This is a genomic window from Microbacterium sp. GXF7504 (assembly GCF_054798235.1).
This window is the reverse complement of record NZ_JBSJZI010000004.1, coordinates 318,288-342,611: the sequence shown is the minus strand read 5'-3', so window position 1 is coordinate 342,611 and position 24,324 is coordinate 318,288. Positions and strand designations below refer to the sequence as shown.

Genomic DNA, 24,324 nt, shown 5'->3' with positions numbered 1-24,324 from the left:
CGACGGCAGAAAAGGGGTGGGTCGCAGAAACAAGGGTGGCTCGGCGGGGGCGCACCCGCAGGCGGGCGCACGCGCAGGCGGGGCACGCGCAGGCGGGCGGGCATGCACGCCGGGGGCGGGGCGTCACGCGTGTGAACGCGGATGACGGGAGGTGACCGCGCGTGTCACACACCGGGGCGGCGGTGCACCGGGCGGTGCGAACCTGCTGGGCATCCGCACCGCCCGCTCCGAAAGGCCCACCCGTGCCCACTCCCCCCGCCATCCGGCGCATCGCCCCGATCGTCTCGCTCGGGGCCGTCGCGCTCCTCGGCCTCACCGCCTGCGGAACCGCAGCCGCGATCCGGCCCGCCGCCGACGCGCAGCGGGTCGACGGCGGCACGATCGTCTACGCCCACCAGCAGGAACCGCCATGCGTCTTCGGCGGCTGGATCGAGCAGGCCTACCTCTCGTACCAGGTGCTCGACAGCCTCTTCTCCCTCGACGAGGACGGCACGCCCGTGCCGTGGCTCGCCGACGGCTGGGAGGTCTCGGACGACGGACTCACCTACACGATCACCCTCAAGGAGGGCGTGTCGTTCACCGACGGCACCCCGGTGGACGCCGAGGCGGTCGCCTACAACTTCGACTACTGGGTGAACGGCGGCAACAGCACCGCCGCCGTGTGGCTCGGCGGCTACTACGAGTCCGCCGAGGCGGTCGACGCCCGGACCGTCGCGATCCATCTCAGCCGGCCGTACACCCGGTTCATCGAGAACCTCACGCAGGGGTACTTCGGCATCCAGTCGCAGCAGGCGCTGGAGACCCGCACCGAGGAGGAGAACTGCGAGGAACCGATCGGCTCCGGCGCGTTCACCGTGGCGGAGTGGAACCGCGGCCAGAACGTGATCCTCGAGCGCAACGACGACTACACGTCGTGGCCGGCGAACGCGCTGCACGAGGGTCCCGCCTACGTGGAGCGCGTCGACTGGCGCTTCACCGGCGACCCCACCACCCGCGTCGCGGCACTCCAGGCCGGCGAGGCCGACCTCATCTACGACGTGCCCGCAACCTCGTGGGCGTCGCTCGATCAAGCCGGGTACGAGCTGCAGAAGTTCATCACCCCCGGGCGCCCGCAGCAGCTGTCGTTCAACACCGCGCAGGGTCCGTTCACGGACGAGCGGGTGCGGCAGGCGTTCGTGTACGCGCTCGACCGGGAGGCGATCGTGGAGACGATCGGCCAGGGCGTCATCCCCTACGAGGGCAACGGCGGCGTGAGCCGCGCGACCCCCGGATACAGCGAGGACGCCGCCGACCGCTACGCCTTCGATCCGGATGCTGCCCAGCGGCTCCTGGACGAAGCGGGATGGCTGCGGGACGGCGACGAGGGCTACCGGACGAAGGACGGCGAGGTGCTCGAGGTGCTGCTGCCCTACGGTGCCGGCTCGATCATCAACGCGGACGGCGCCTCGATCCTGCAGGCCGTGCAGGAGCAGGCGAAGGCGGTCGGCTTCAAGGTCGACCTGCTGCCGCTGAGCCAGGCCGAGCTCTGGGGCGGCAAGTACAGCACCCCCGACGCCTACGACCTGTCGGTCGGGTACTGGACGAGCGTCAACGCAGGGATCCTCTACGTCAACTGGCGCCAGAGCACCGACGAGGCCCCCAACTACTCCAACAGCGCGTTCTTCAACGACCCGACGCTCGAGCAGCTCATCGTCGACGCGAACTCGGAACCGGATGCGGCGGCGCAGGACGCCCTGTACCGGCAGGCGCAGGAGTACATCGCCGACCACGCCACCTCCGTCGGCCTCTACGACCGGCTCAGCACCCTCGCGGTGAGCCCGTCGCTGCGGGGCGTCTGGCAGGAGCACGCACAGGGAGGACCGACGTTCCATGACGCGCACTTCGTCGAGTGACACCCTCGCCGTCACGGCCGAGCGACCGGCGGAGAAGCCACCCGCCGCGGAGCGGCCCGCCGCGGAGCAGCCCACCGAGGTCGCGTCCCGGCGGCGGGCGCCGCGGGTGCGCCGCATCCTCCGCCGCGCCGGGGGCGGGCTGGTGGTGCTGTGGGGCGCGGCGACCGCGGCGTTCCTCGCCCAGCTGGCCCTCCCCGGCGACCGCGCCACCGCGATCCTCAACATCCGCACCGGGCAGGCGCAGCAGCGCACCCCCGACGAGCTCGCACCGATCATCGAGCAGTTCGGGCTCGCCGACCCCGTGCTCGTGCAGTACCTGCGCTATCTCGGCGGGCTCGTCCGCGGCGACCTGGGCGTCTCGTACCAGCAGTTCCGTCCGGTCTGGGACGTCATCGCCGAGCAGCTCGGCGCGACGCTCGTGCTGAGCCTGTCGGGCATCGCGCTGGCCTGGGCGATCATGGTCGTCTGGGTGACGCTCACGGCCGGCCGGTCGCCCCGCATCCGGAGCGTCGGGTCCGGGGTCGACACCCTCGTCGCCGGCATCCCGCCGTACTGGCTGGGCATCCTGCTGCTGCTCGTCTTCGGCCTGCAGCTGCGCTGGTTCCCGGTCATGGGCGGCACGGGACTTCCCGCACTGGTGCTCCCCGCCCTCACCCTCGCGATCCCCCTCGCCGGATTCATGGGCCAGGCCACCCGCACCGAGTTCGAGCGGGCGCTCGAGCAGCCGTTCGTGCTGAGCGCACGGATGCGGGGCATGGGCGATCTCGGGATCCGGCTGCGGCACGTGCTCCGGCACGCGGCGATCCCCGCCGTCACGCTCACCGGCTGGGCGCTGGGCGCCACGATCTCGGGTGCAGTGATCGTCGAGTCCATCTTCTCCCGCCCCGGCATCGGCGAGACCCTCGTCACCGCCGTGAGCACCCACGACCTCCCGGTCGTCACCGGCATCGTCGTGCTGGTCGCGCTCGTCTACGTCATCGCGAACCTGCTCGTCGACATCGTCTACACCGTCATCGATCCGAGGATGGCCGCCGCATGAGCGCACTCGAGACCACCACCGGCACCGCCGTCCGAGCCACCCGCCTGCGGGCGCCCGGCACCGGGACGATCCTCGCCGCGGTCGTGCTGCTGGTGTTCGCGCTCGCCGCGATCGCGCCGGCGCTCCTGGCGACCCACTCGCCGACCGCGCAGGACTTCGCGAACGCGCTGCGCCCGCCGGGGCTGCAGTTCTGGTTCGGCACCGACGAGGCGGGCCGCGACCTGTACAGCCGGGTCGTGTACGGCACCCGCGAGTCGCTCGTCATCGGCATCGGGGCGGCCGGGCTCGCACTCGTCATCGCGATCGTGCTGGGCACGCTCGCCGCCCTCGGCGGCCGGGTGGTCGCGGCGGTCGTCGACCGGGTCATCGAGGTGACGTTCGCGTTCCCCATCCTGCTGTTCGCGCTGCTCCTGGTCGCGATCCTCGGGCCGTCCGCCGGCACCGCCGTGCTCGCCGTCGGGCTCAGCACCGCACCCGGCTACGCCCGGATGGTGCGCGGACAGGTGCTGGCGGCCAAGCACGCGGGGTACGTCGAGGCGGCACGCGCACTCGGCCACAGCCCCGCCCGCATCGTCCGGCAGCACATCCTCCCCAACGCCATGCGCCCGCTCATCGCACTGTTCACGATGTCGATCGGACAGTCCATCGTCTGGGCGTCCGGCCTCGCGTTCCTCGGCCTGGGCGTGGCACCGCCCTCGTCCGAATGGGGTGCGCTCCTCGACGCCGGCCGCGCCTACGTGTTGCAGGCGCCGTGGCTGACCATCATCCCCGGCCTCGTGATCCTCCTGCTCGCGCTCGCGGCGACCACCGTGGGCCGGGCCGTCCAGTCCCACCTCGAGAAGGGCGAGTAGATGAGCCTGTTGGACCTCCCCGCGGTGGCGACCGCATCCGCCGACGACGCCGAGCCGCGACTGCGGGTGCGCGACCTGTCGGTCGGCTTCGCGACCCGCGACGGCGTGCGGCCGGTCGTCCGCTCCGTCTCGTTCGACCTCCCCCGCGGCCGGTGCGTCGCGATCGTCGGCGAGTCCGGCTCCGGCAAGAGCGTCACCGCGCGCACCCTCGTCGGACTCACCGGGGCGGGCGGTGTCGTCACCGGCGGCAGCGCCGTGCTCGGCGACCACGACCTGCTCGCACAGTCGGCCCGGTCGTGGCGCCGCATCCGCGGGCGCGACATCGGGTTCATCCAGCAGGACGCGCTCGTCTCGCTCGACCCGCTCCGGCCGGTCGGCGCCGAGATCGAGGAGGCGCTGCGCCTCCACGGCTGGCGCGACCGCCGCGCCCGGCGGGCGAAGGCGGTCGAGCTGCTGGGCGCCGTCGGCGTGCCCGAACCGGCACGCCGTGCACGCCAGCGGGCCGGCGCCCTCTCCGGTGGGCTGCGGCAGCGGGCGCTCATCGCCTCGGCGGTGGCGCTGGATCCCGGCCTCGTGATCGCCGACGAACCGACCACCGCGCTCGACGTCACCGTGCAGGCGCAGGTGCTTCGCCTCCTCGGCCGGATGAAGGCCGACGGCGCGTCGATCCTCCTCATCAGCCACGACCTCGCGGTCGTCGCCGAACTCGCCGACGAGATTCTCGTCATGCAGCGCGGCGACATCGTCGAGCAGGGGCCGGCGGCGACCGTGCTGGGCGCCCCGCGGCATCCGTACACCCGGGCGCTGCTCGACGCCGTCCCCGGCGGCCATACCCGCGGCGAGCGCCTGGCGCCCGCGACGCCCGACGTGCCCGACCTGCACCTCGCCGCGCCGTCGCGCACCGCCGACGCCGACCCGCAGGCACCCGTGCTCGTCGCCCGCGACCTCGTCCGGCACTTCACGGCACCGGACGGCACCGTCACCCGCGCCGTGGACGGCGTCTCGTTCGACCTGCGCCGCGGCGAGACCCTCGGCATCGTGGGCGAATCCGGGTCGGGCAAGAGCACGACGGCCCGCATCGCCCTCGCGCTGGAACCCGCAGACGCGGGTGCGGCGACCCTCCTCGGGCACCCGTGGACGGCCGTGCGGGAGTCGCGCCGGCGGCGGCTGCGGGATCGCATCGCGGTCGTCTCGCAGGACCCGCTGAGCTCGTTCGACCCGCGCTGGACGGTCGAACGCATCCTCCTCGACGCGATCCCCGCCCGCGCCGTGTCGGGGGTCGCCGCGCGGCGCGACCGCGCCCGAGCCCTCCTCGCGCAGGTCGCGCTCGGCCCCGAGGTGCTGCAGCGGTCGCCGCTGCGGCTCTCCGGCGGGCAGCGGCAACGGGTCGCGATCGCGCGGGCGCTCGCACCGTCGCCCGAGATCATCGTGCTCGACGAGGCCGTCTCCGCCCTCGACGTCTCCGTGCAGGCGCAGATCCTCGACCTCCTCGTCCAACTGCAGGACGACTACGGCCTCAGCTACCTCTTCATCTCGCACGACCTCGGCGTCATCCGACACGTCAGCGACCGGATGCTGGTCATGACCGGCGGCCGGGTCGTCGAATCCGGCGACACCGAACGCGTCTTCACCGACCCGCAGCATCCGTACACCCGGCGCCTCATCGCCTCGCTCCCGACCCTCGACCTCCCCGCACGAAAGGCATCCGCATGACCGATCCCGCCCGTCCGCTCCGTTTCAACGCGTTCGTCATGCACACGAACTCCCACATCCAGCACGGCCAGTGGCGCCGGCCGGATGCGGGGCAGGTCGACTTCGAGGACGTGAACCTGTGGATCGGGCTCGCCCGCACACTCGAGGAGGCGAAGTTCGACGCCATGTTCTTCGCCGACGTCACCGGGCACTACGGCGACGCGGACGCGGACTTCGAGGTGTACGCGCGGCACGGCCTGCAGATCCCGAGCAACGACCCGACCGTGCTGCTCGGCGCGCTGGCCACGCACACGACCGACCTCGGGCTCGCGCTCACCTCGAACGTGGCGCAGAACCACCCGTTCAACTTCGCACGGCAGGTCTCCACGCTCGACCACATCTCCCGCGGCCGCATCGCGTGGAACATCGTCACCGGCACGCAGGACAACGGCGCCCGCAACTTCGGGCTGCCGCAGCTGACCGACCACGGCGAGCGGTACCGGTGGGCGGAGGAGTACGTCGACGTGACGTACAAGCTGTGGGAGGGGTCGTGGGACGAGGGCGCGCTGGTGAAGGACCGCGAGCGAGGCATCTACGCCGACGCGTCCCGCATCCACAAGATCCACCACGAGGGCGAGCGGTACCGGGTCGAGGGTCCGCACCTGCCCGCGCCGTCGCCGCAGCGCACGCCGCTCCTCTTCCAGGCCGGCTCGTCGGAGTCGGGTCGGCGCTTCGCCGCGCGGCACGCGGAGGCGACGTTCATCATCGCCCCGAACCCCGAGGTCGCCCGGCGGCAGATCGAGCACACCCGGCATCTGGCCGTCGAGGCCGGACGCCTGCCGGAGGACGTCACGTTCTACCAGGGGCTCAGCTTCGTCATCGGCGACACCGAGGACGACGCGCGGCGGAAGGAGGCCGAATACGAGCGGTACGTGAGCACCGAGGGATACCTCGCGCACTCCGCCCTCGTCGACAAGAGCGGCCGCGTCTACGACCCGGCGACGCCCATCAAGGACATCGACACCAACACCGCCCGGGGCTTCCTCACCTGGGCGTCGCAGGTCATCCGCGACCGGGAGCCGGTGCTCGAGGACATCGCGATCCTCAGCCGCCGCAGCACCCGGGTCGTCGGCACCCCGGAGCAGATCGCCGATCGGCTCGCGGAATGGCAGGCGGCGGGCGTCGACGGCATCAACGTCATCAACTGGGTGCTGCCGGGGTCGTTCGAGGAGTTCGCGGAGAAGGTGCTGCCGGTGCTGCGTGCACGCGGGCTCGCGCAGGAGTCGTACGCGCCGGGTCCGCTGCGGCAGAAGCTGTTCGGCGCGCCGCTCCTGAACGACCGGCACCCGGCCGCCCGGTACCGCGGTGCGTTCAGCGCCCACGCCCGCACGTGGGAGGAGGCTCGGGCCCTGCGCGCGGGTCGGCTGCAGCCCGCCTGAGCCGCCGCATCCGCGCCCGCCGCTCGCGCTGCGTGCCGCCTCGGCGAGCGCGTGCCGCACTGCTTGTGTGCGGACCCCCTCGCGCGACCCACCCCCTTTTCTGCGAGCCACCCCTCTTTCTGCGGCAGAAAAGGGGGTGGCTCGCAGAAAGAGGGGTGGGCCGGCGGAGCGCGGCTCCCGCTGAGCGGAAGGGGATGCTTGAAACTTCGGCCGCCCGAAAATATTCTTTCGGCATGCCGAAAACGCAAGGACTGCGTGGCGTGCTCGGGGGCGTCGTCGCCCTCGTCGCGCTGACGGCGACCGCATGCGGGTCGCCGGGATCGTCCGCGTCCGGCGACGGCCGCCCCGTCGTGCTCACCACGTTCACCGTGCTCGCCGACATCGCGCAGGAGGTCGCCGGCGACCACCTCGAGGTGCGTTCCATCACGAAGCCCGGCGCCGAGATCCACGGCTACGAACCCACGCCCGGCGACATCCGGCAGGCGGCGGACGCCGACCTCATCCTCGACAACGGCCTGGGCCTCGAAGCCTGGTTCGCGCAGTTCGTGGAGACCGTCGACGCCCCGCACGTCGTCGTGTCCGACGGCGTCGAGGTGGTCGACATCACCGAGGACGCCTACGCCGGCAAGCCGAACCCGCACGCGTGGATGAGCCCGGTGAACGTGCAGGTCTACGTCGACAACATGGTCGCCGCGTTCGCCGACCTCGACCCCGACCACGCGGACGACTTCGCGGCGAACGGCGACGCGTACAAGGCCGAGCTGCAGGCCGTGCAGGACGACCTCACCACCGCGCTCGCCGAACTGCCCGAGCGGCAGCGGGCGCTGGTCACCTGCGAGGGCGCGTTCAGCTATCTCGCCCGCGACGCCGGACTCACCGAGGCGTACATCTGGCCGGTGAACGCGGAGCAGCAGGCGACGCCGCAGCAGATCGCAGCGGCCATCGGCTTCGTCGACGACAACGACGTCCCGGCCGTGTTCTGCGAGTCCACGGTGTCCGACCGGGCGATGCAACAGGTCGTGCAGGCGACGGATGCCGCCTTCGGCGGCGTCCTCTACGTCGACTCCCTGTCCGAGCCCGACGGCCCCGTGCCCACCTACCTCGACCTCATCCGCCACGACGTCGACGTCATCGTCGCGGGTCTCACCGGACGCGGCGCATGAGCGGCATCCAGGTCGACGCGGTCACGGTCCGCTACGGCGACGTGCTCGCCCTCGACGACGTGTCGCTGCGGATCGCGCCGGGCACCGTCACGGCCCTCATCGGCATGAACGGCGCAGGCAAGTCCACGCTCTTCAAGACCGTGACCGGCCTCATCCGCCCGGAGCACGGCAGCGTGCTGCTCGACGGGGTCGCCCCGTCCACGGCGCGGAAGCAGGGACGCATCGGCTACGTGCCGCAGAGCGAGGACGTCGACTGGACCTTCCCGGTGTCGGTGCGCGACGTCGTCATGATGGGCCGGTACGGCGCGCTCGGCCTCACGCGTCGCCCTCGCGCGGCGGACCGCGCGGCGGTCGACGAGGCGCTCGAGCGGGTCGAGCTCGCAGACCTCGCCGACCGGCAGATCGGCCGGCTCTCCGGCGGGCAGCGCAAGCGCGCGTTCGTCGCCCGCGGCATCGCACAGGACGCCCCGATCCTCCTGCTCGACGAACCGTTCGCGGGGGTGGACAAGGCATCCGAGGCGACGATCGTGCGGCTGCTGCGCGACCTGGCCGCGGCGGGCCGCACCGTGCTGGTGTCGACGCACGACCTGCACGCGCTGCCCTCGCTCGCCGATGAGGCGGTGCTGCTGCTGCACCGCGTCGTGTTCCACGGCAGCGTCGCCGACGCGCTCCGACCCGAGCACCTGGCGCTCGCGTTCGGCCTGGACGTGTCGGACGGAGGCGCGGCATGACCCTGCTCGACCTGCTGTGGGAGCCGCTCCAGTACGAGTTCATGGTGCGGGCGTTGACCACCACCGTCATCGCGGCGATCGTGTGCGCCGTGCTGTCGTGCTGGCTCGTGCTGGTGGGCTGGTCGCTCATGGGCGACGCGGTCTCGCACGCCGTGCTCCCCGGTGTCGTGCTCGCCTACGTGTTCGGGGCGCCGTTCGCGATCGGCGCGCTCGTGTTCGGCTTCCTCGCGGTGGCGCTCATCGGCCTCATCCGAGGTACGAGCAGGGTGAAGGAGGACGCGGCGATCGGCATCGTGTTCACGACGCTGTTCGCCCTCGGCCTGGTGCTGATCTCGGTGACCCCGAGCCAGACCGACCTCAACCACATCATCTTCGGCAACGTGCTGGGCGTCTCGCCCGCGGATCTCGTGCAGATCGCGATCCTCGCGGCGGTCGCGTTCGGCGTGCTGCTGTTCAAGCGCCGCGACCTGACGCTCTACGCCTTCGATCCGACGCACGCGTTCGCGATCGGGCTGTCGCCGCGGTTCCTCGGGGCGCTGCTGCTCGGTGTGCTCGCCCTCACCGCGGTCGTCGCGCTGCAGGTCGTCGGCGTCATCCTCGTGGTCGCGATGCTCATCATCCCGGGCGCGACGGCGCACCTGCTCACCGACCGGTTCGGACGGATGCTGGTGATCGCACCCGTGCTCTCGGCGCTGTCCTCGGTCGTCGGGCTGTACCTCAGCTACTGGCTCGACGCGTCGCCCGGAGGGCTCGTCGTCCTGGTGCAGGGCGTGGTGTTCGCCGCCGCGTACCTCTTCAGCCCGCGCCAGGGCGTGCTGCTCCGCGGGCGCCGGGCCCGCCGCATCCGCCGCGCCTGAGTGCCGCGCGCGTGCGCACGCTGCGCACGGGTTCTCCCTGCGCACGCTGCGCACTGCCCCCGCCGAGCGACCCCCTTTTCTGCGACCCACCCCTCTTTCCGCATCAGAAAAGGGGGTGGGTCACAGAAAGAGGGGTGGCTCGGCGCAGTGCGGTGCGGTCGCAGTGCAGTGCAGTGCGGTGCGGCGCGACGCAGCGCGGCGCGGGTCAGAGGAGGGCGTCGGCCTCGATCTCGACCTTGAGGTCGGGGGCGGCGAGCGCGTTCACCGCGAGGATCACGATCGACGGGCGGATGTCGCCGAAGACCTCGCCGTGCACGGCACCGACGGCGTCGAAGTCGGCGATGTCGGCGAGGTACACGCGGGTGCGGACGACGTCCGCGAGCGACGCACCGGCCTGCTCCAGCGCGGCACCGATGCGGCGGAAGACCTCGCGGGCCTGCTCGGCGGCATCCGCACCGGGCGCGGTGGTGCCCGAGACGAACACGAAGTCGCCCTTGCGGACCGCCCGGGAGTACCCGATCGACTGCTCGAACGGGGAGCCGGAGGAGATGTTGGTGCGTGCGGTCATGCGGGGACTTTCGGGTCGATGGATCGGACGCCGACCGGCGCCCGATCCATCATGGCGGATGCGGCGACCCGCCCCGACCGCGCGTTGACCCACCCCGGACCGCGGGTCAGCCCACCCCGACCACAGCCCGTTCCGCCGCGGTACGGATGACCTCGGCGACCACGGGCGCCTGCGTCATGAACAGCGCGTGGCTGCCGGAGACGCGGGTGATCTCAGCCCCGGCGCGCTCGGCCATATGCACGAGCATGGCCTGGTCGAACGACTGGTCCTCCGTCGCGATGACGGCCCAGACGGGCTTCTCGTGCCAGGCGGCGTGACCGACGGGGGTCGCGAACGCCGCCATGTTGATCGGCACCTGCGAGTCGCGGAGGAACGCCGCATCCTCGTCGCTCGCGTCGGCCGCGAACCCGACCTTGAACAGGTCTCGGTTGAGGAAGCCGAACCCGTCGGCCCCGACGTCGATGACGAAGTTCGGCGTGGCCGCGAACCCCTCGTACTGCTCCGACGTGTTCTGCCCGCTGTCGGGCGCGAGCGCCGAGACGTAGACGAGGCCCGCGACGGCGGGGTGGTTGCCCGCCTCGGTGATGACGGTGCCGCCCCACGAGTGGCCGACGAGGATCGTCGGGCCGTCCTGCTGGTCGAGCACGCGGGTCGTCGCGGCGACGTCGTCCTCGAGCGAGGTGAGCGGGTTCTGCACGATGCTCACGCGGTATCCGCGCGCGGTGAGGTCGTCGTGCACGCGGCGCCAGCCGGAGCCGTCCGCGAATGCACCGTGCACGAGCACGACGTTCCTGATCCCCTGGTCGATGCTGCTCATCGGGTTCTCCTTCATCTCTTCTTCTCTGTCACCCCGCGATTGCCGCGAGGACGGTCCGTGCGACGGCGTCGGGCTCCGACATCGGGACGGCGTGCGAGGCGCCCGCGACGACGGTGACGCCGCGCGCCCGCGCCCGCTCGGCGAGGAACGCGTGCACGGCGGGCGGGATGCTGCGGTCGGCGCCACCGGACACGAACCACGACGGGACGGTGCGCCAGGCCGGCCGGTCCTCGGGGAAGGGCTCGCGCAGCGCCTGTTCCGCGACGCCGCGCTGCGTCGCGGCGAGCAGCGCGGCGGTCGCGACGCCGAGGTCGGCGCAGACGCGGTCATGGAACCGGTCCGGCCGGACCGTCAGCTCGACACCGCCCGTGCCGTCGGGGACGGCGGCGAACACGTCGTCGGTGATGTCGCCGGTGAACGCGAGCACCGTCTCCCCCGGGCCGGGCGCGAGTGCGGCGACGTAGACGAGCGCCTCGACGCACGACACGTGCGCCGCCGCGGCGGTCATCACCATGCCGCCGTAGCCGTGCCCGACGAGGACGACCGGCCCGTCGACCGCGCGCGCCCGTGCCGCGACGGCGGCGGCGTCGACCGCGACACCCCGCAGCGGGTTGGCGGCGGCGACCGCGCGCACCCCGTCGGCGGCGAGACGGGAGATGACCGCGGTCCAGCCGGCGTTCTCGGCGAACGCGTCGTGCACGAGCACGGCGGTGATGCTGGCGCCGGTCACGACGGCCGCTCGGTGCGGTTGCGGCATCGGGGCATTCCCGGATGATGCCCGCCGCCGCGACCCGCCCCACAGCGTCGGTCGACCCGATCGAGTCACCGACGAGTCGTGGCCGGTCGGGCGCACCAAGAGGGGATGTGGGCTGATCAGGTCTTTCCGTATCATCAAGCATGGCCACCCGACCGGTCGCGGCCGACGGGCCCTCCGCCCTCGTGCTGCGCCACCTCGAGGACGTCTTCGGCGCCGCCGAGCCGACCCCGTCCGCCCTCGAGCGGTTCCGCGTGGCGGACCACTGGTTCCTGACCCTGCCGCGACCGGCCGAGCTGCCGCCCGAGGCGCAGCCGCTCGTGGCGCACTACCGTGCCCTGCCCGCCCCCGAGCGGGCGACGCTCCTCGGCCTCGCCATGCGCACCCGGACCACGCCGTCCGAGTCCGTGGCGCACGAGGTGGGCGGCTTCATCGAGCGGATGCGGCGGGGCGCGGCCGAGTGGGCGTCGCCCGCGCACCGGCTCGCCGTCCTGGCGGGTGCATCGCCTGCGGACCATGCCGGCGCGCGTCTCGACGCCGACAGGCCGGAAGCCGCGGTGCACGGCCTCCTGGCCGACGCGGACGTGCCGGCGGAGGCGCTGGTCGCGGCCGCGGAGGGGTTCGCCCGAGCGGACCGGCCGTCCTGGGCGGTGGCGTGCCTGGTCGCGGCGGCCGAGGCGGCGGACGACCCGGCCGGCACCGCGCGCCTGGCCGCCCGGGCCGCGGTGGTCGCCGCGTTCGACGGCGACTTCCGGGTCGCCGCGGCCGTGCTCGGCCGGTTCACCGCATCCGACACCCGCGTGCTCATCCGCGAGAGCGCCCCCGCGCGGGCGCTCCGCCAGGCGCTCGTCGAGGGCGACACCGCCGCGGCCAGGACGACGGCGGAGATGCGCCTGCGCGACCCCGCCGCAGACACGGATGCGGTGGGCCAGGCCCTCGTCGTCCTGGCGCTCGCGAACATCATCGACGGCGATCCCGGCGGGTGGGCGCGGTTCGTCGAACTCTGTGCCTCGCTCGGAGTGCCGCTGCATCCGGACGTCGCCGCGATCGCGACCGCCTACGGCCTGCCCGATCTCGCCCCGCCCGCGCACCTGGACTTCCCGGTGTCGTCGGACGGGCGCGGGTGGACGCAGCTCGCGGGCAACCTCGCGTCGCTGCTGAACGAGTACCGCGACATGCGGATGGGGTCAGCGACACCGTCGCCTGACCCCTGCACGCGGACGGCGAACCGGCTGGTGCGGGCGGTCTCGGCGACGTGGCTCGGGGTCATCCTCGCGCACGACCAGCGCTGGGCCGACCTCGAGGTGGCGACCGCCGTCGCGCTGGAGACCACCGAGACGGTGCCGATCCCGCTCATGCGGGCGAACGCCGAGACCCTGCTGGCGCTCGCGGAGGCGTTCCGGGGCGAGCAGGATGCGGCGAAGGCCCGCATCGACCGCATCCGCGCCGACCCGGCGCTGCGTCGCGGGTACCGCCTGCGGATCGTGCTCGATTCGGTCGAGGCGATGGTCGAGGGTGCTGCGGGCCGGTACGAGCGCGCGCTGGCGCTGCTGTCCACCCGCGACCCCGACGCGCTCGATCTCACCGCCGGCCCGCGGGGGCCGGTGGAGCTGTTCGACGTCGTCGACTTCGCGCTCCTGCTGCACCGGCGGGAGGAGGCGACGGCGAGGCTCGCGCACGCCGAGGAGCTGCTGCACGGGCTGCAGTCGGAGCGCACGCGGTTCGTGCTCGACGCCTGCGCGGCGGCGCTCGCCCTGCACGACACGCTCGAGCCCACCGAGGCGCTCCTCCAGCGGGCGGCGACGACACCGTACGTCTACGAGACCGCGCGGCTCAGACTCGTGTACGCCGAGCGGCTGCGCCGACTGCACCGGTCCCCCGACGCCCAGCGGCAGCTCGTACGGGCGGAGGTGGAGTTGCAGAGTGTGGAGGCGGGTGCATGGCTCGACCGCGTGCGCCGCGAGTTGCGCGCCTGCCGCCGTGAGGACGCGGTGCAGACCGCGACGCTCACGGAGCAGGAGGCGCGCATCGCGGAACTCGCCGCGGTGGGCATGTCGAACAAGGAGATCGGAGCACGGCTGCACCTCTCACCGCGGACCGTGGGCGGGCACCTCTACCGGATCTTCCCGAAGCTCGGGATCGCCACCCGGGCGCAGTTGCGGGACGCGCTGACCGCCGGCTCGGACGGGGCGTGACGCAGCCGGTCACCGGACCGGCGTCGGGCGCCCTTCCGCGTGGTCGAAGATGAGGCTCGTGTTCGTCGCCGCGACCTCTTCGCGCAGGCTGAGGGTGTCGGAGACGAGGTCGCGGAGCGCGGCCGCGTCACGGACGGCGACGTGGACCAGGAAGTCGCGGTCGCCGGCGAGGAAGTAGACGTGGCGCGTCGCCGGGAGCCGCTCCAGGTACGACTGGAATCGACGCAGTCCGCCGCGCGCGTGCGCGTGCAGCCGGATCGCGATGAGCGCCTCGAGACCGATCCCGAGCGCGGCGGGATCCACCTGCGCGGTGAACCCGGTGATCACCCCGCGCGCCACGAGCGAGCGGATCCGCTTGTGACAGGTGGACTCGGCCACCCCGACCCGGGCGGCCACCTCGCTGTTCGGCATCCGGCCGTTCTCGACGAGCGCGTCGATGATCGCGAGGTCGATCGCGTCGAGCTCCGCCTCGAGCGCTGAAGATTCCGCCACCATGGCCCTCCGTTCACTCGTCCCTGGTGTGGATTCTCCCTCATAGAAGGCATCACCACGAAGAAGAAGCCGATTGAAGCCGCCCATCCCCTCGGAATCCACATCATGGAGGCATCGGACGAGGGAGGGACGCGATGGCGCGAGCGATCGTGATCGGTGCCGGCATGGTGGGGCTCGCGACGGCGTGGCACCTGCAGGAGCACGGCTTGGAGGTGACCGTGCTCGACCGCACCGGGGTCGCCGCCGGGTCGTCGTGGGGCAACGCCGGGTACCTGACCCCCGGGAAGACCATCCCGCTCGCCGACCCGAGCGTCTGGACCTACGGCCCGAAGGCGCTCGTCGATCCGGACGCCGCGCTCACCGTGCCGTTCCGGGTCGACCCGAAGCTGTGGGGATTCCTCGCGCGGTTCGCGGCCCGCGGCACCATGCGGGCGTGGAACCGCACGATGGCGAAGCTCGTCCCGGCGAACAACCTCGCCCTCGACGCGTTCGACGAACTGGCCGCCGGCGGTGTGAACGCCCCCACGAACGATCGCCCCTTCATCGTCGGGTTCACCGAGGAGGCGCACGCGACCCGCTTCCTCACCGAGGTGTCCCACATCGAGGCGCACGGGCAGCGGGTGCCGATCGAGCGCGTCGAGGATCCCCACACCTACGCGCCGCAGCTGTCCGACCGCGTCGGCGTCGTCTACCGCATGGACGGGCAGCGGTTCATCGAACCGGGCCCGTACGTCGAGTCGCTCGGCGAGGCGGTGCGGGCGCGCGGCGGTGTCTTCCGCTTCGGCCATGCGGTCACCGCCGTCTCGTCGACCGGACGGCCCGGCGTCACGCTCGACACCGGCGAGCGACTGGATGCGGATGCGGTCGTCATCGCGACCGGTGCGTGGATGCCGACGCTCGCCCGGCCGCTGGGTGTGAAGGTGCGCGTGCAGGCGGGGCGCGGCTACTCCTTCTCGGTCGCGACGAAGGACAGGGCCGAGCACGCCGTCTACCTGCCGGTGCAGCGGATCGCGTGCACCCCGTATCGGGGCCGGCTCCGGGTGGCGGGGACCATGGAGTTCCGCGGGCCGGACGAGCCGCTCCAGCCCCGCCGCATCCAGGCGATCGTGAAGACCGCCCGCGACCTCCTCACCGGCGTCGACCTCGACGACCGGCAGGACGAGTGGGTCGGCTCGCGTCCCGTCACCCCGGACGGGCTGCCCCTCGTGGGCGCCACCCGGGCACCCGGCGTGTACGTCGCCGGCGGGCACGGCATGTGGGGCATCGTCCTCGGCCCCATCACCGGCAAGCTGCTCGCGAAGCAGATCGTGACGGGCGAGGTCGACCCGGTCGCCGCCCCCTTCGACCCGCTCCGCTGACACGACGCGGCCCCGGGCGCATCGCACGCACCCGGGGCCGCATCCGTCGTCGGATCAGAAGGGGTAACCCTCGATCTCGGACTGCACCGTGATCCACTGCGTCTCGGTGAAGGTGTCGAGGTTCGCGTGGGGGCCGCCGAAGCGACCGCCGGAGCCGGACGCCTTCGCGCCGCCGAACGGGATCGGGGCCTCGTCGTCGACCGTCGCATCGTTGATGTGCACCGCGCCCGACTCGATCCGCTCGGCGAGTTCGAACGCGCGGTACGCGTTGGACGTGAGGATCGAGACCGACAGGCCGTACTCGGACGCGTTGATGAGGTCGATCGCCTCGTCGATGTCGTCGTACACCAGCACCGGCGCGACCGGACCGAAGATCTCCTCCGTCCACGCCCGGTTGTCGGGAGTGAGGTCGGTGAGCACGGTCGGCGCGTAGAAGCGGCCCTCGTGCGTGCCGCCGGCGGCCACAGTGGCACCCTGCGTGACCGCGGTCTCCACCACGTCGACGACGTGCTGCAGCTGCCGGTCGTCGATGATCGGACCGAGCGCGTTCGACGGGTCCGCACCGTCGCCGACAGGCAGCCGCTTCGCCTTCTCGGCGAGCACCCGCACGTACTCGTCGGCGATGGAGCGGTGCACGATGTGGCGGCCGGTGGTCATGCAGATCTGCCCCTGGTGCAGGAAGCTGCCCCAGGCGCCGACGCCCGCCGCCTTCTCCACGTCCGCATCCGGCAGCACGAGCAGGGCGTTGTTGCCGCCGAGTTCGAGGTGGAGCTTCTTCAGCATCGGCGCCGCGGCCTCGGCGATCTTGCGGCCGGCGGCCGTCGACCCGGTGAACGAGATCGTCGAGATGCCCGGGTGCGCGACGATCGCCTGCCCCACGTCGCCGCCGCCGGGCAGCACGTGCAGCACGCCGTCCGGGAGTCCCGCCTCGGCGAACAGCTCGGCGAGCGCGAGCCCGCCCGAGAGCGAGGTGCGCGGGTCGGGCTTCAGGATGACTGCGTTCCCGAGCGCCAACGCCGGCGCGACCGAACGCATCGACAGGATGCCGGGGAAGTTGAACGGCGAGATGACGCCCACTACCCCCACCGGCACGCGCTTGGCGACCGAGAACCGGGGCTTCATCGACCGCAGCACCTCGCCGTACGGGTGGGATGCGAGCGCCGCCGACTCCTCCAGCTCGGTCGTGACGAGCATCGTCTCGAACCCGGCCTTGCCCTGGGCGGAGCCCGCCTCGGCGACGAGCACGTCGTGCAGTCGCGACGGGTTCTCACGCAGCAGCTGGGCGGCCTTCAGCAGCACCGCGACGCGCGCGGTGTAGGGCTGCGCGCCCCACGCCCGCTGCGCGGTCTTCGCGCTCGCGACGGCACGGTCGACGTCGGCGGCGGAGGCACCGGCGACCGTGGTGATGCGCGCACCCGTGGCGGGCGAGACGACGTCGATCGGGTCGCCCGAGCCGGCACTCCAGCCGTCGGAGAACAGCTTCCCCTCCCAGACGGGGGCGGTGGTGTCGATGGTCATGATGGGGTTCCTTCCGCTGCGTCGCGCCGTCCGCGGCGCTGCGCGGATCGCACAGCAGTGGACGGATGCGGCGAGCCTAATACGGGGCGGGACACCACGGATCGGTCCCGGCCGGATCGGATCACCGTCGTAATACGGCCGACGCCCTGCGCGACGCAAGGGGGCTGCGGCGACCGGACCTCCCGTCTACCGTCGCGGGATGGACATCGCCGCATACATCGCCATCGCCGGAGTGCTCGTCTGCGCGGTCGCCCTGGTCGCCCTGCACGTCGTGCCCTCCGGGAAGAGCCCGGTCGGCGACGCGCTGAGCGCGTACGGTGCGACGAGATACCGTCCCCTGTACGTCGCCCAGGCTGTCGCGTTCGGCATCGGCGAGATCGCACTCGGGATCGCCTTCCTCCCGATCGACGGCGCCGTCCTGGCCACGGTGCTTCTCCTCCTCCTCGGCCTCACCAGGCTCGGTCTCGCGTTCCTCCGCGTCGATGATCCGGATGCTGCGGGCACCGGCCCGGGCGTGCTCCACATCGCCCTGACCGTCCTGGGGTTCGCCGCGGCCACCATCAGTGCGTTCGTGATCGGGACCGTCTACGCGGCCACCGGGGAAGGCGGGCTCGGATTCTCCGACGCATCGAACTGGCTCGGCTGGATCATCGGCGCGGGGAGCATCCTGGCGCTCGTCCTCGCCGCGACGCCGGCGTTGCGACGAGGCTTCGGGCTGCCGGAACGACTCGTGACGCTCGCCATCCTGGTGTGGTCGCTCGTCGTCGGCATCGGCACGATCACCGTGCTCTGAGGCGCCCGACTCAGCGGCGGGCCGCCGCATCCGCCGGCCGGGACCACGCCGCGCCCTGCTCGCGGTCGAGGGCGGTCTCGGCACGGTTGCGCATGAAGAAGATGTAGACGACGAGGCTCATCGCGATGACCGCGGTGACGTAGACGACGAACCACAGCACCTGGTCGGCGGCGAGGAACGCCTGGTAGATGACCGGCGCGGTGCCGCCGAAGACGGAGTTCGCGACCGCGTAGCCGAGACCGACGCCGAGCGCACGGACCTCGGCGGGGAAGACCTCGGCCTTCACGATCGCGTTCACCGACGTGTACCCCGTGAGGATGACGTAGCCGATCGCGGTCAGCAGGAACGCCGTGATCGGCGAGGTCGTCTGCGGCAGGAAGGTGATGAGCACCCACGTGTAGAGCACCCCGCCTGCGCCGAAGAAGACGAGCATCGGCTTGCGGCCGATCCGGTCGCTGAGGAGCCCTCCGAGCGGCTGGATGAGCATGAGGAAGACGAGTCCGATGAGGTTCGTCCAGGTCGCGGCCATTGCGCCGTCCTCGCCGAAGGTCGTCTTCACGATGGCGGGGGCGTTGACACTGTAGGTGTAGAACGCGATCGTGCCGCCGGCGGTGACGAGGAACACCCAGAGGAGCGGTCGCCAGTATCGCGTCAGCAGGGTCTTCAGCGATCCCGCCGCACGGTCCTGGCCGCTCCGCACCGCCTCGAGGTGCGATTCGCTGAGCGACTCGTCCATCGTGCGCCGCAGCCACAGCACCACGAGTGCCGAGATGCCACCGATGAAGAACCCGATCCGCCATCCCCAGTCGGCGACCGCCTCGACGGGCATGACGGCGAGGATGACAAGGAGCGTGAGCTGCGCGAGCACGTGTCCGCCGACGAGGGTGACGTACTGGAACGAGGAGAAGAACCCGCGCCGGTTCGCCGTGGCGGCCTCGGACATGTACGTGGCGGAGGTGCCGTACTCTCCGCCGGTCGCGAACCCCTGCAGCAGCCGCGCGAACACGAGGATGACGGCGGCCCAGACGCCGATCACCTCCCGCGTCGGCATGATCGCGACGATGAACGAGCAGGCCGACATGAGCGTGACGCTCACCGAGAGCGCCGCCCGGCGCCCGCGCCGGTCGGCGAACCGGCCGAAGAACCACGACCCGATCGGTCGCATGATGAACGTCACGGCGAAGATCGCGTAGATGTACACGGTCGAGTTCTTGTCGGCCTCGTCGAAGAACTGCGCTTCGAAGTAGGTGGCGAACACCGTGTAGACGTACACGTCGTACCACTCGACGAGGTTGCCGAGCGACCCTTTGATCGTGTTGAGGATGGCCTGCCCGGTGCTGACCGGGGCGCGGGTGGGGCCGGATGCGGGACGCGCGACGTCGCTCATCCGAGCGAGGGTACGCGCGGCGCGGCGACCGTTCGGCGAGGGCTGTGGATAAGCACGCAGCGCCGGCATCCGATGTCCGCGTCCCGGGAACGCGGACGCAACGTTCGTTCTTACGCGCCTTCGCCCCCGTCCGCCAGGGGGTGCCCGGTGGTCGGGCGACCCGTACCGTGGCTGGTCCACCGCCGATGCCCACGCGAAGGAACCACGGATGCCGTCGCCGACCCGATTCACCGACCGCACCGCGGCGGGGCGCGCCCTCGCCGAGGCGCTCGAGCCGTATGCGGGACGCGACCTCGTCGTGCTCGCCCTGCCGCGCGGCGGCGTGCCCGTCGCAGCCGAGGTGGCCAGCGCACTCGATGCGCCGCTCGACGTGCTCGTCGTCCGCAAGGTCGGGGCGCCGTCGCGCCCGGAACTCGCGATGGGTGCGATCGCGATGGTCGCCGGCACGATCGAGACCTACCGCGACGACGACCTCGTCGCACGGCTCGGCGGCGGCCAGGCGTTCGACGACGTGGCCGCGCGCGAACTCGCCGAGCTCCGCCGTCGCGACGCGCGGTACCGTGCCGGCCGCGACCCGTCGACGATCCGCGGCGCGACGGTGCTGCTCGTCGACGACGGGTTCGCGACCGGGGCGACCATGCGGGTGGCCGTCGCGGCGGCGCGCACCCTTCGGCCGGAACGCGTCGTGGTCGCGGCCCCGGTGGGTTCGCAGGAGGCGTGCGAGGCGCTCCGGCACGTGGCCGACGAGGTCGTCTGCCTGGCGACGCCGGAGCGGTTCCGCGCCGTCGGGGAGTGGTACGACACCTTCCCGCAGACGACGGACGGCGAGGTCACCCGACTCCTGGAGGCGGGCATCCGGGAAGGCAGCGACGATGACGACCGATGACCCCCGCAACGACTCGGGGCGGCCGGCCGAGCCGACGTCGTGGTCGAACCAGACTCCGCTGCAGCAGGGCTCGGCGCGGCAGTGGCTCATCCCCGCGACGGCGCTGGCGGTCATCGCCCTCGTCGTGTTCGGCTTCCTCCTCACCCTGCAGCTCGCGTTGCCGATCGTCGGCATCGCGTTCACCGTCGTGATGTGGGTGCTCATGCTCCTGATCGCCCGCAGCGGCGGCGACCCCCGCCGACGCAACCGACGGCTCGCCTGGGCCATGGGCGGGCTCGCCTTCGGGGCGCTGGCGATCGCCTTCGGCGTCTACGCCCTCGAGACGCTCGGCGTCGCCGCATCCTGACGAGGCCGAGCGTCGGCTCGCCGAGACGCCGGAACCGGAGGTCACCGGGCTTTTCCTGCGTGCGCTCGACGCCTCGGGTCCCCTAGCATGTGCGGCAACGACGCGAGGGGGAAGCGATGACGGACACGCGGCTGCGGGAGCGCACCGGCACGGCGACACGGGACCGGGTGGCGAGGATCTGGTTCGGCGCCATCGCCGTGATCGTCGCGCTGTCGCTGATCGTGCAGATCATCCTCATCCTCACCGGCGGGCAGGACGCGAACTCGGGCTCGAACGCGACCGGCCCGGTCGGCACCCGGATGGTGCGGCTGTTCAGCTTCTTCACCATCCAGAGCAACCTGTTCGTGCTCGGCACCTCGATCGCGCTCGCCCTGTCGATCCGCCGCGACGGTCCGGTCTGGCGGGTGCTGCGGCTCGACGCCCTGCTCGGGATCATCATCACCGGGCTCGTGTACGAGACGATCCTCGCGCCCCTCGTGCACCTCGAAGGATGGGCGCTCGCGGCGACCATCGGCTTCCACTACATCTCGCCGTGGGCGACGCTCATCGGCTGGCTGATCTTCGGGCCGCGCCCCCGGATGACGTGGGTCACCCTGCCGCTCGCACTCATCTGGCCCGTGCTCTGGATCGTCTACACGTTCATCCACGGCGCGTTCACCGGCTGGTACCCGTACCCGTTCCTCGATGTCACGACCATCGGTTTCGCGGCGTCGCTGCGCAACTGCATCGTCGTGCTCGCGATCGGCATCGTCATCGCCGTGATCCTGGTGGTCGTCGACCGGCGGGTGCCCGCGCTCATCACCGACGATCACCGCGATACCGATCGAAAGGCTTGAGGTTTCTATCGAATATCGATAGATTGAGAGCGGTTCCGGAAGGGGCACCCTCATGCACACCACGGTCATCGTCATCCTCAAAGTCGTCATCACGCTCTCCCTCGCGGGGTCGGTGCTCGTGCAGACGCTCATCGCGCCGGCCGTCTGGTCCGACCTCCACGGGGAGGCGCTCTGGGGACGCATCGCGCTCGTGGCGATCCTCGTCCTGGGTGTCGCCACGATGCAGGTGTTCGGCGTGTGCGTGTGGCGACTGCTCACCCTCGTCCGGCGCGACGCCGTCTTCTCCGACGTCTCGTTCCGATACGTCGACGTCATCGTCGGGGCGATCGCTGCCGCATCCGTGCTGGCGTTCGTCCTCGCCGTCCTGCTCGCCCCGGGCGGCGCGGCGCCGGGGCTCGTCGGCCTGGTCGGAGGCGCCGGGCTGGTCCTCGCCGGCATGGCCCTGCTCGTCGTGGTGATGCGCGCCCTGCTGCGCCAGGCCATCAGGCGGGAACGGGAGGCCCGGATGCTGCGCGACGAGCTGGACGGGGTGATCTGAGTGCCGATCGTCGTCGGCATCGACGTCATGCTCGCCCGGCGCAAGATGAGCGTCGGCGAACTCGCCGAGCGGGTCGGCATCACGCCGGCGAACCTGGCGGTGTTGAAGAACGGGCGGGCGAAGGCGGTGCGGTTCACGACACTCGAAGCGCTGTGCGAGGCGCTGGACTGCCAGCCCGGCGACCTCCTCCGGCACGAGGAGTGACCAGCCGTCGTTCGCGCGGTGACGCCGCCTCGCCACGACGCGGATGGGATGATCGGGGGGTGACCCCGGAACGACAGGTGCGCGCCCCCCGCCAGCAGCGCACCCGCGACGCCTGGGAGCGCGTGCTCGAATCCGGCGTCGCGCTCCTCACCGAGGGCGGACTCGACGCGCTGACGGTCAGCGCCGTCTGTCGCCGCGCCGACATCTCGGCACCCTCGCTGTACGCGCGGGTCGACGGCCGGGCCGGTCTCGTCGCCGCGGTCTACGAGCACGTGATGCTGCGGATCCGCGCCTCGGACGAGGCGGCCGTCCGCGCTCTGCCCGACGCCTCCGCACCCGTCCTGACGCGCATCGGGGCCGTCGTCGATGCGGCGGTCGCGCAGTTCAGCGACCACGCCGCACTGCTGCGCCCGGTGATCGCCGCGTCGCTCCAGGACGAGCTCATCCACCGGAGGGGCGTCGAGGAGGCGCGTCGCCTCATCGACGCACTGTCCGCAGCACTGGCGCTCGGCGAGGAGGTCGGCCGCGACATCGCCACCATGCTCTTCTCCGAACTCGTGATGAGCACGATGTACGGACCGGACTTCGCCTCGCCGTTCGCACCCGACGACGAGAGCCTCCGCCGACGGCTCATCCGCATGGCGGCGGCCCGCGCCGGGGTCGCCGACGCGGGCCGCTGAGACCGAGGGGTCAGGCCGGGACGCGGATCCCGTCGCCCATCTCGTCCAGCTGCGCGACGATCTCCTTCGGGCTCCGCTCACCGATCTGCTTCTGCAGCATCGGGGTGCGGTCCAGCACGACGTCGCGGAGCGGGCGCAGCGGTGCCGGCGCATGGTGGAACACCTTGCCGAGGATGTACGCCTGCTGCACCTGCATGGTCGTGTGCGGGATGCGGATGCGGTCGTACTCTGCGAGCGCGCGGCCCACCGCGTCACCGTCGGTCAGGTCGGCCCCGGCGAGCAGCTTGCCGAGGAAGTACCCGTCGCCGATCGACATCCCGGCGCCATAGGCGGCGTACGGGCTGGTCGCGTGGGCGGCGTCGCCGGCGAGGGTGATGCGCCCCTTCGACCATTGCTTCAGCGGCTTCCGGTCGCGGATCACCCAGCGTTGCACGTGGTCGTCGGTCGTCGCTTCGATGAGCGAGGTGAGCGGGGCGCCGAAGCCCTGCGCACCGCGGAGCGCCGCGCCACGCAGATCCGCGGGTGCGGGCGCGTCCGGGTCGCACGCCTGCAGCACCCACCACTGGTACCCGTCGCGGCCGCCCTCACGGATCGACGTGTACGACCCCTGCACGGTACGGGTGTGCGCGATGATCGCCTCGCCCTGCTCGGCGTCGGGCACGTCGTCGAACGTGTACCCGCCGATGATCGCCAGCCGGTGCTCGCGCTTGGGCGAGTCGCCCCAGAGATGGCGACGCACGATGGAGTCGATGCCGTCGGCGCCGATGAGCAGCGGGGTGCGTCGGAGCGTCCCGTCCGCCATCGACAGCTCCACATGGTCGCCGGCGTCGCGGATGCCGGTCACCTCCTGCCCGGTGCGCAGCATCCCCTCCGGGAGCGCGGCGAGCATCCGCCGGTAGAGCTCGGGGCGCAGCATCCCGATGAAGCCGCCGCCGTAGCGTTCGACGACGTGGTCGGGGATCTGCACGTCCGCCCGGACGCGTCCCTTCGCGTTGCGGAACGTGGAGTGGCACGGTGCACCGAGGTCCCGGATGTCGACGCCCATGTGCTCGAGGGCCTTGATGGGCGGTGGCCACAGATTCAGGATGTTGCCGGCCGGGCGGGCCTCGCGGTATCGCTCCAGGATCACGACGTCGTGCCCTGCGGTGTGCAGCGCGAGCGCGCAAGCCATGCCGGCGGGGCCGCCACCGAGCACGACGATCGGTTCGGTCGGGGTTCGGGTCATCGATGACTCCTCGGGTCTGGATGGCGACACTGCCATCATCAGAACTGTAAACCCCTTACAGTT

Annotated in this window: 24 protein-coding genes; 17 read left to right on the top strand and 7 right to left on the bottom strand. The window is 72.1% G+C overall.

Annotated features, from left to right (window positions below; all coding sequences use genetic code 11):
* Window positions 1–242 precede the first annotated feature (242 nt).
* The 8 genes from ACWAUO_RS12235 to ACWAUO_RS12200 all read left to right on the top strand — a co-directional run bounded on the left by ACWAUO_RS12235 (window position 243) and on the right by ACWAUO_RS12200 (window position 9,664).
* A complete protein-coding gene (locus ACWAUO_RS12235) occupies window positions 243–1,892 on the top strand; it encodes an ABC transporter substrate-binding protein (protein ID WP_460775748.1) in 1,650 nt (549 codons plus the stop codon).
* Window positions 1,870–2,931 (top strand): ABC transporter permease, encoded by a 1,062-nt coding sequence (locus tag ACWAUO_RS12230; RefSeq protein WP_460775747.1) that lies wholly within the window; start codon window positions 1,870–1,872, stop codon window positions 2,929–2,931. The genes ACWAUO_RS12235 and ACWAUO_RS12230 overlap by 23 nt, the downstream gene beginning before the upstream one ends.
* Complete coding sequence (locus ACWAUO_RS12225; RefSeq protein WP_460775745.1) at window positions 2,928–3,782, top strand: ABC transporter permease; 855 nt, start codon at window positions 2,928–2,930, stop codon at window positions 3,780–3,782. Before ACWAUO_RS12230 ends, ACWAUO_RS12225 begins: the two co-directional genes overlap by 4 nt.
* Complete coding sequence (locus ACWAUO_RS12220; protein ID WP_460775744.1) at window positions 3,783–5,495, top strand: dipeptide ABC transporter ATP-binding protein; 1,713 nt, start codon at window positions 3,783–3,785, stop codon at window positions 5,493–5,495.
* Window positions 5,492–6,913, top strand: a complete 1,422-nt coding sequence (locus tag ACWAUO_RS12215) for an NtaA/DmoA family FMN-dependent monooxygenase (RefSeq protein WP_460775742.1) — start codon at window positions 5,492–5,494, stop codon at window positions 6,911–6,913. The genes ACWAUO_RS12220 and ACWAUO_RS12215 overlap by 4 nt, the downstream gene beginning before the upstream one ends.
* A gap of 233 nt (window positions 6,914–7,146) precedes the next feature.
* The gene (locus ACWAUO_RS12210) at window positions 7,147–8,076 is read left to right on the top strand and encodes a metal ABC transporter substrate-binding protein (RefSeq protein ID WP_460775741.1); all 930 of its coding nucleotides are present in this window, start codon (window positions 7,147–7,149) and stop codon (window positions 8,074–8,076) included.
* A complete protein-coding gene (locus ACWAUO_RS12205) occupies window positions 8,073–8,807 on the top strand; it encodes a metal ABC transporter ATP-binding protein (RefSeq protein WP_460775739.1) in 735 nt (244 codons plus the stop codon). Before ACWAUO_RS12210 ends, ACWAUO_RS12205 begins: the two co-directional genes overlap by 4 nt.
* Complete coding sequence (locus ACWAUO_RS12200) at window positions 8,804–9,664, top strand: metal ABC transporter permease (protein WP_460775738.1); 861 nt, start codon at window positions 8,804–8,806, stop codon at window positions 9,662–9,664. The genes ACWAUO_RS12205 and ACWAUO_RS12200 overlap by 4 nt, the downstream gene beginning before the upstream one ends.
* Before the next feature lie 205 nt (window positions 9,665–9,869).
* On the opposite strand, the gene ACWAUO_RS12195 is transcribed toward ACWAUO_RS12200, so the two are convergent.
* The 3 genes from ACWAUO_RS12195 to ACWAUO_RS12185 all read right to left on the bottom strand — a co-directional run bounded on the left by ACWAUO_RS12195 (window position 9,870) and on the right by ACWAUO_RS12185 (window position 11,779).
* Complete coding sequence (locus ACWAUO_RS12195; RefSeq protein WP_460775736.1) at window positions 9,870–10,232, bottom strand: RidA family protein; 363 nt, start codon at window positions 10,230–10,232, stop codon at window positions 9,870–9,872.
* A 106-nt stretch (window positions 10,233–10,338) separates the two neighbouring features.
* Window positions 10,339–11,049 (bottom strand): alpha/beta fold hydrolase, encoded by a 711-nt coding sequence (locus tag ACWAUO_RS12190; RefSeq protein ID WP_460775735.1) that lies wholly within the window; start codon window positions 11,047–11,049, stop codon window positions 10,339–10,341.
* A gap of 28 nt (window positions 11,050–11,077) precedes the next feature.
* Complete coding sequence (locus ACWAUO_RS12185) at window positions 11,078–11,779, bottom strand: alpha/beta fold hydrolase (protein ID WP_460775733.1); 702 nt, start codon at window positions 11,777–11,779, stop codon at window positions 11,078–11,080.
* Window positions 11,780–11,946: 167 nt separating this feature from the next.
* On the opposite strand from ACWAUO_RS12185, the gene ACWAUO_RS12180 reads away from it, so the two are divergent.
* A complete protein-coding gene (locus ACWAUO_RS12180; RefSeq protein WP_460775732.1) occupies window positions 11,947–13,998 on the top strand; it encodes a helix-turn-helix transcriptional regulator in 2,052 nt (683 codons plus the stop codon).
* Between the two features lie 9 nt (window positions 13,999–14,007).
* Here ACWAUO_RS12180 and ACWAUO_RS12175 read toward each other — a convergent pair whose 3' ends face one another.
* Entirely contained in the window at window positions 14,008–14,493 is a 486-nt protein-coding gene (locus ACWAUO_RS12175; protein WP_460775730.1) for an Lrp/AsnC family transcriptional regulator, read from the bottom strand.
* Between the two features lie 131 nt (window positions 14,494–14,624).
* On the opposite strand from ACWAUO_RS12175, the gene ACWAUO_RS12170 reads away from it, so the two are divergent.
* Window positions 14,625–15,848 carry an NAD(P)/FAD-dependent oxidoreductase gene (locus ACWAUO_RS12170; protein ID WP_460775729.1) on the top strand — a complete coding sequence of 408 codons (1,224 nt, stop codon included), beginning with the start codon at window positions 14,625–14,627 and terminating at the stop codon, window positions 15,846–15,848.
* 54 nt (window positions 15,849–15,902) lie between these two features.
* Here the strand turns inward: ACWAUO_RS12170 and ACWAUO_RS12165 are convergent, their stop codons facing one another.
* Complete coding sequence (locus ACWAUO_RS12165) at window positions 15,903–17,366, bottom strand: aldehyde dehydrogenase family protein (RefSeq protein WP_460775727.1); 1,464 nt, start codon at window positions 17,364–17,366, stop codon at window positions 15,903–15,905.
* Window positions 17,367–17,565: 199 nt separating this feature from the next.
* Between ACWAUO_RS12165 and ACWAUO_RS12160 the strand changes: the two genes are divergently transcribed.
* Window positions 17,566–18,159 carry a DUF998 domain-containing protein gene (locus ACWAUO_RS12160; RefSeq protein ID WP_460775725.1) on the top strand — a complete coding sequence of 198 codons (594 nt, stop codon included), beginning with the start codon at window positions 17,566–17,568 and terminating at the stop codon, window positions 18,157–18,159.
* A gap of 10 nt (window positions 18,160–18,169) precedes the next feature.
* On the opposite strand, the gene ACWAUO_RS12155 is transcribed toward ACWAUO_RS12160, so the two are convergent.
* Window positions 18,170–19,546 carry an MFS transporter gene (locus ACWAUO_RS12155; RefSeq protein ID WP_460775724.1) on the bottom strand — a complete coding sequence of 459 codons (1,377 nt, stop codon included), beginning with the start codon at window positions 19,544–19,546 and terminating at the stop codon, window positions 18,170–18,172.
* A gap of 208 nt (window positions 19,547–19,754) precedes the next feature.
* Here ACWAUO_RS12155 and ACWAUO_RS12150 point away from each other — a divergent pair, with 208 nt between their 5' ends.
* The 6 genes from ACWAUO_RS12150 (at window position 19,755) to ACWAUO_RS12125 (ending at window position 23,036) form a co-directional block, all read left to right on the top strand.
* Entirely contained in the window at window positions 19,755–20,432 is a 678-nt protein-coding gene (locus ACWAUO_RS12150; RefSeq protein ID WP_460775722.1) for a phosphoribosyltransferase, read from the top strand.
* Entirely contained in the window at window positions 20,419–20,778 is a 360-nt protein-coding gene (locus ACWAUO_RS12145) for a hypothetical protein (RefSeq protein WP_460775720.1), read from the top strand. Before ACWAUO_RS12150 ends, ACWAUO_RS12145 begins: the two co-directional genes overlap by 14 nt.
* A gap of 116 nt (window positions 20,779–20,894) precedes the next feature.
* Window positions 20,895–21,614: a Pr6Pr family membrane protein gene (locus ACWAUO_RS12140; RefSeq protein ID WP_460775719.1), complete on the top strand. Its 720-nt coding sequence runs from the start codon at window positions 20,895–20,897 to the stop codon at window positions 21,612–21,614.
* 52 nt (window positions 21,615–21,666) lie between these two features.
* Entirely contained in the window at window positions 21,667–22,152 is a 486-nt protein-coding gene (locus ACWAUO_RS12135; RefSeq protein WP_460775717.1) for a DUF2975 domain-containing protein, read from the top strand.
* Window positions 22,153–22,356, top strand: coding sequence for a helix-turn-helix domain-containing protein (locus ACWAUO_RS12130; protein ID WP_460775715.1), 204 nt, complete (start codon window positions 22,153–22,155; stop codon window positions 22,354–22,356).
* Window positions 22,357–22,415: 59 nt separating this feature from the next.
* A complete protein-coding gene (locus ACWAUO_RS12125) occupies window positions 22,416–23,036 on the top strand; it encodes a TetR/AcrR family transcriptional regulator (RefSeq protein ID WP_460775713.1) in 621 nt (206 codons plus the stop codon).
* A 10-nt stretch (window positions 23,037–23,046) separates the two neighbouring features.
* Here the strand turns inward: ACWAUO_RS12125 and ACWAUO_RS12120 are convergent, their stop codons facing one another.
* Window positions 23,047–24,261, bottom strand: coding sequence for an FAD-dependent oxidoreductase (locus ACWAUO_RS12120; RefSeq protein WP_460775712.1), 1,215 nt, complete (start codon window positions 24,259–24,261; stop codon window positions 23,047–23,049).
* Between the last annotated feature and the right edge of the window lie 63 nt (window positions 24,262–24,324).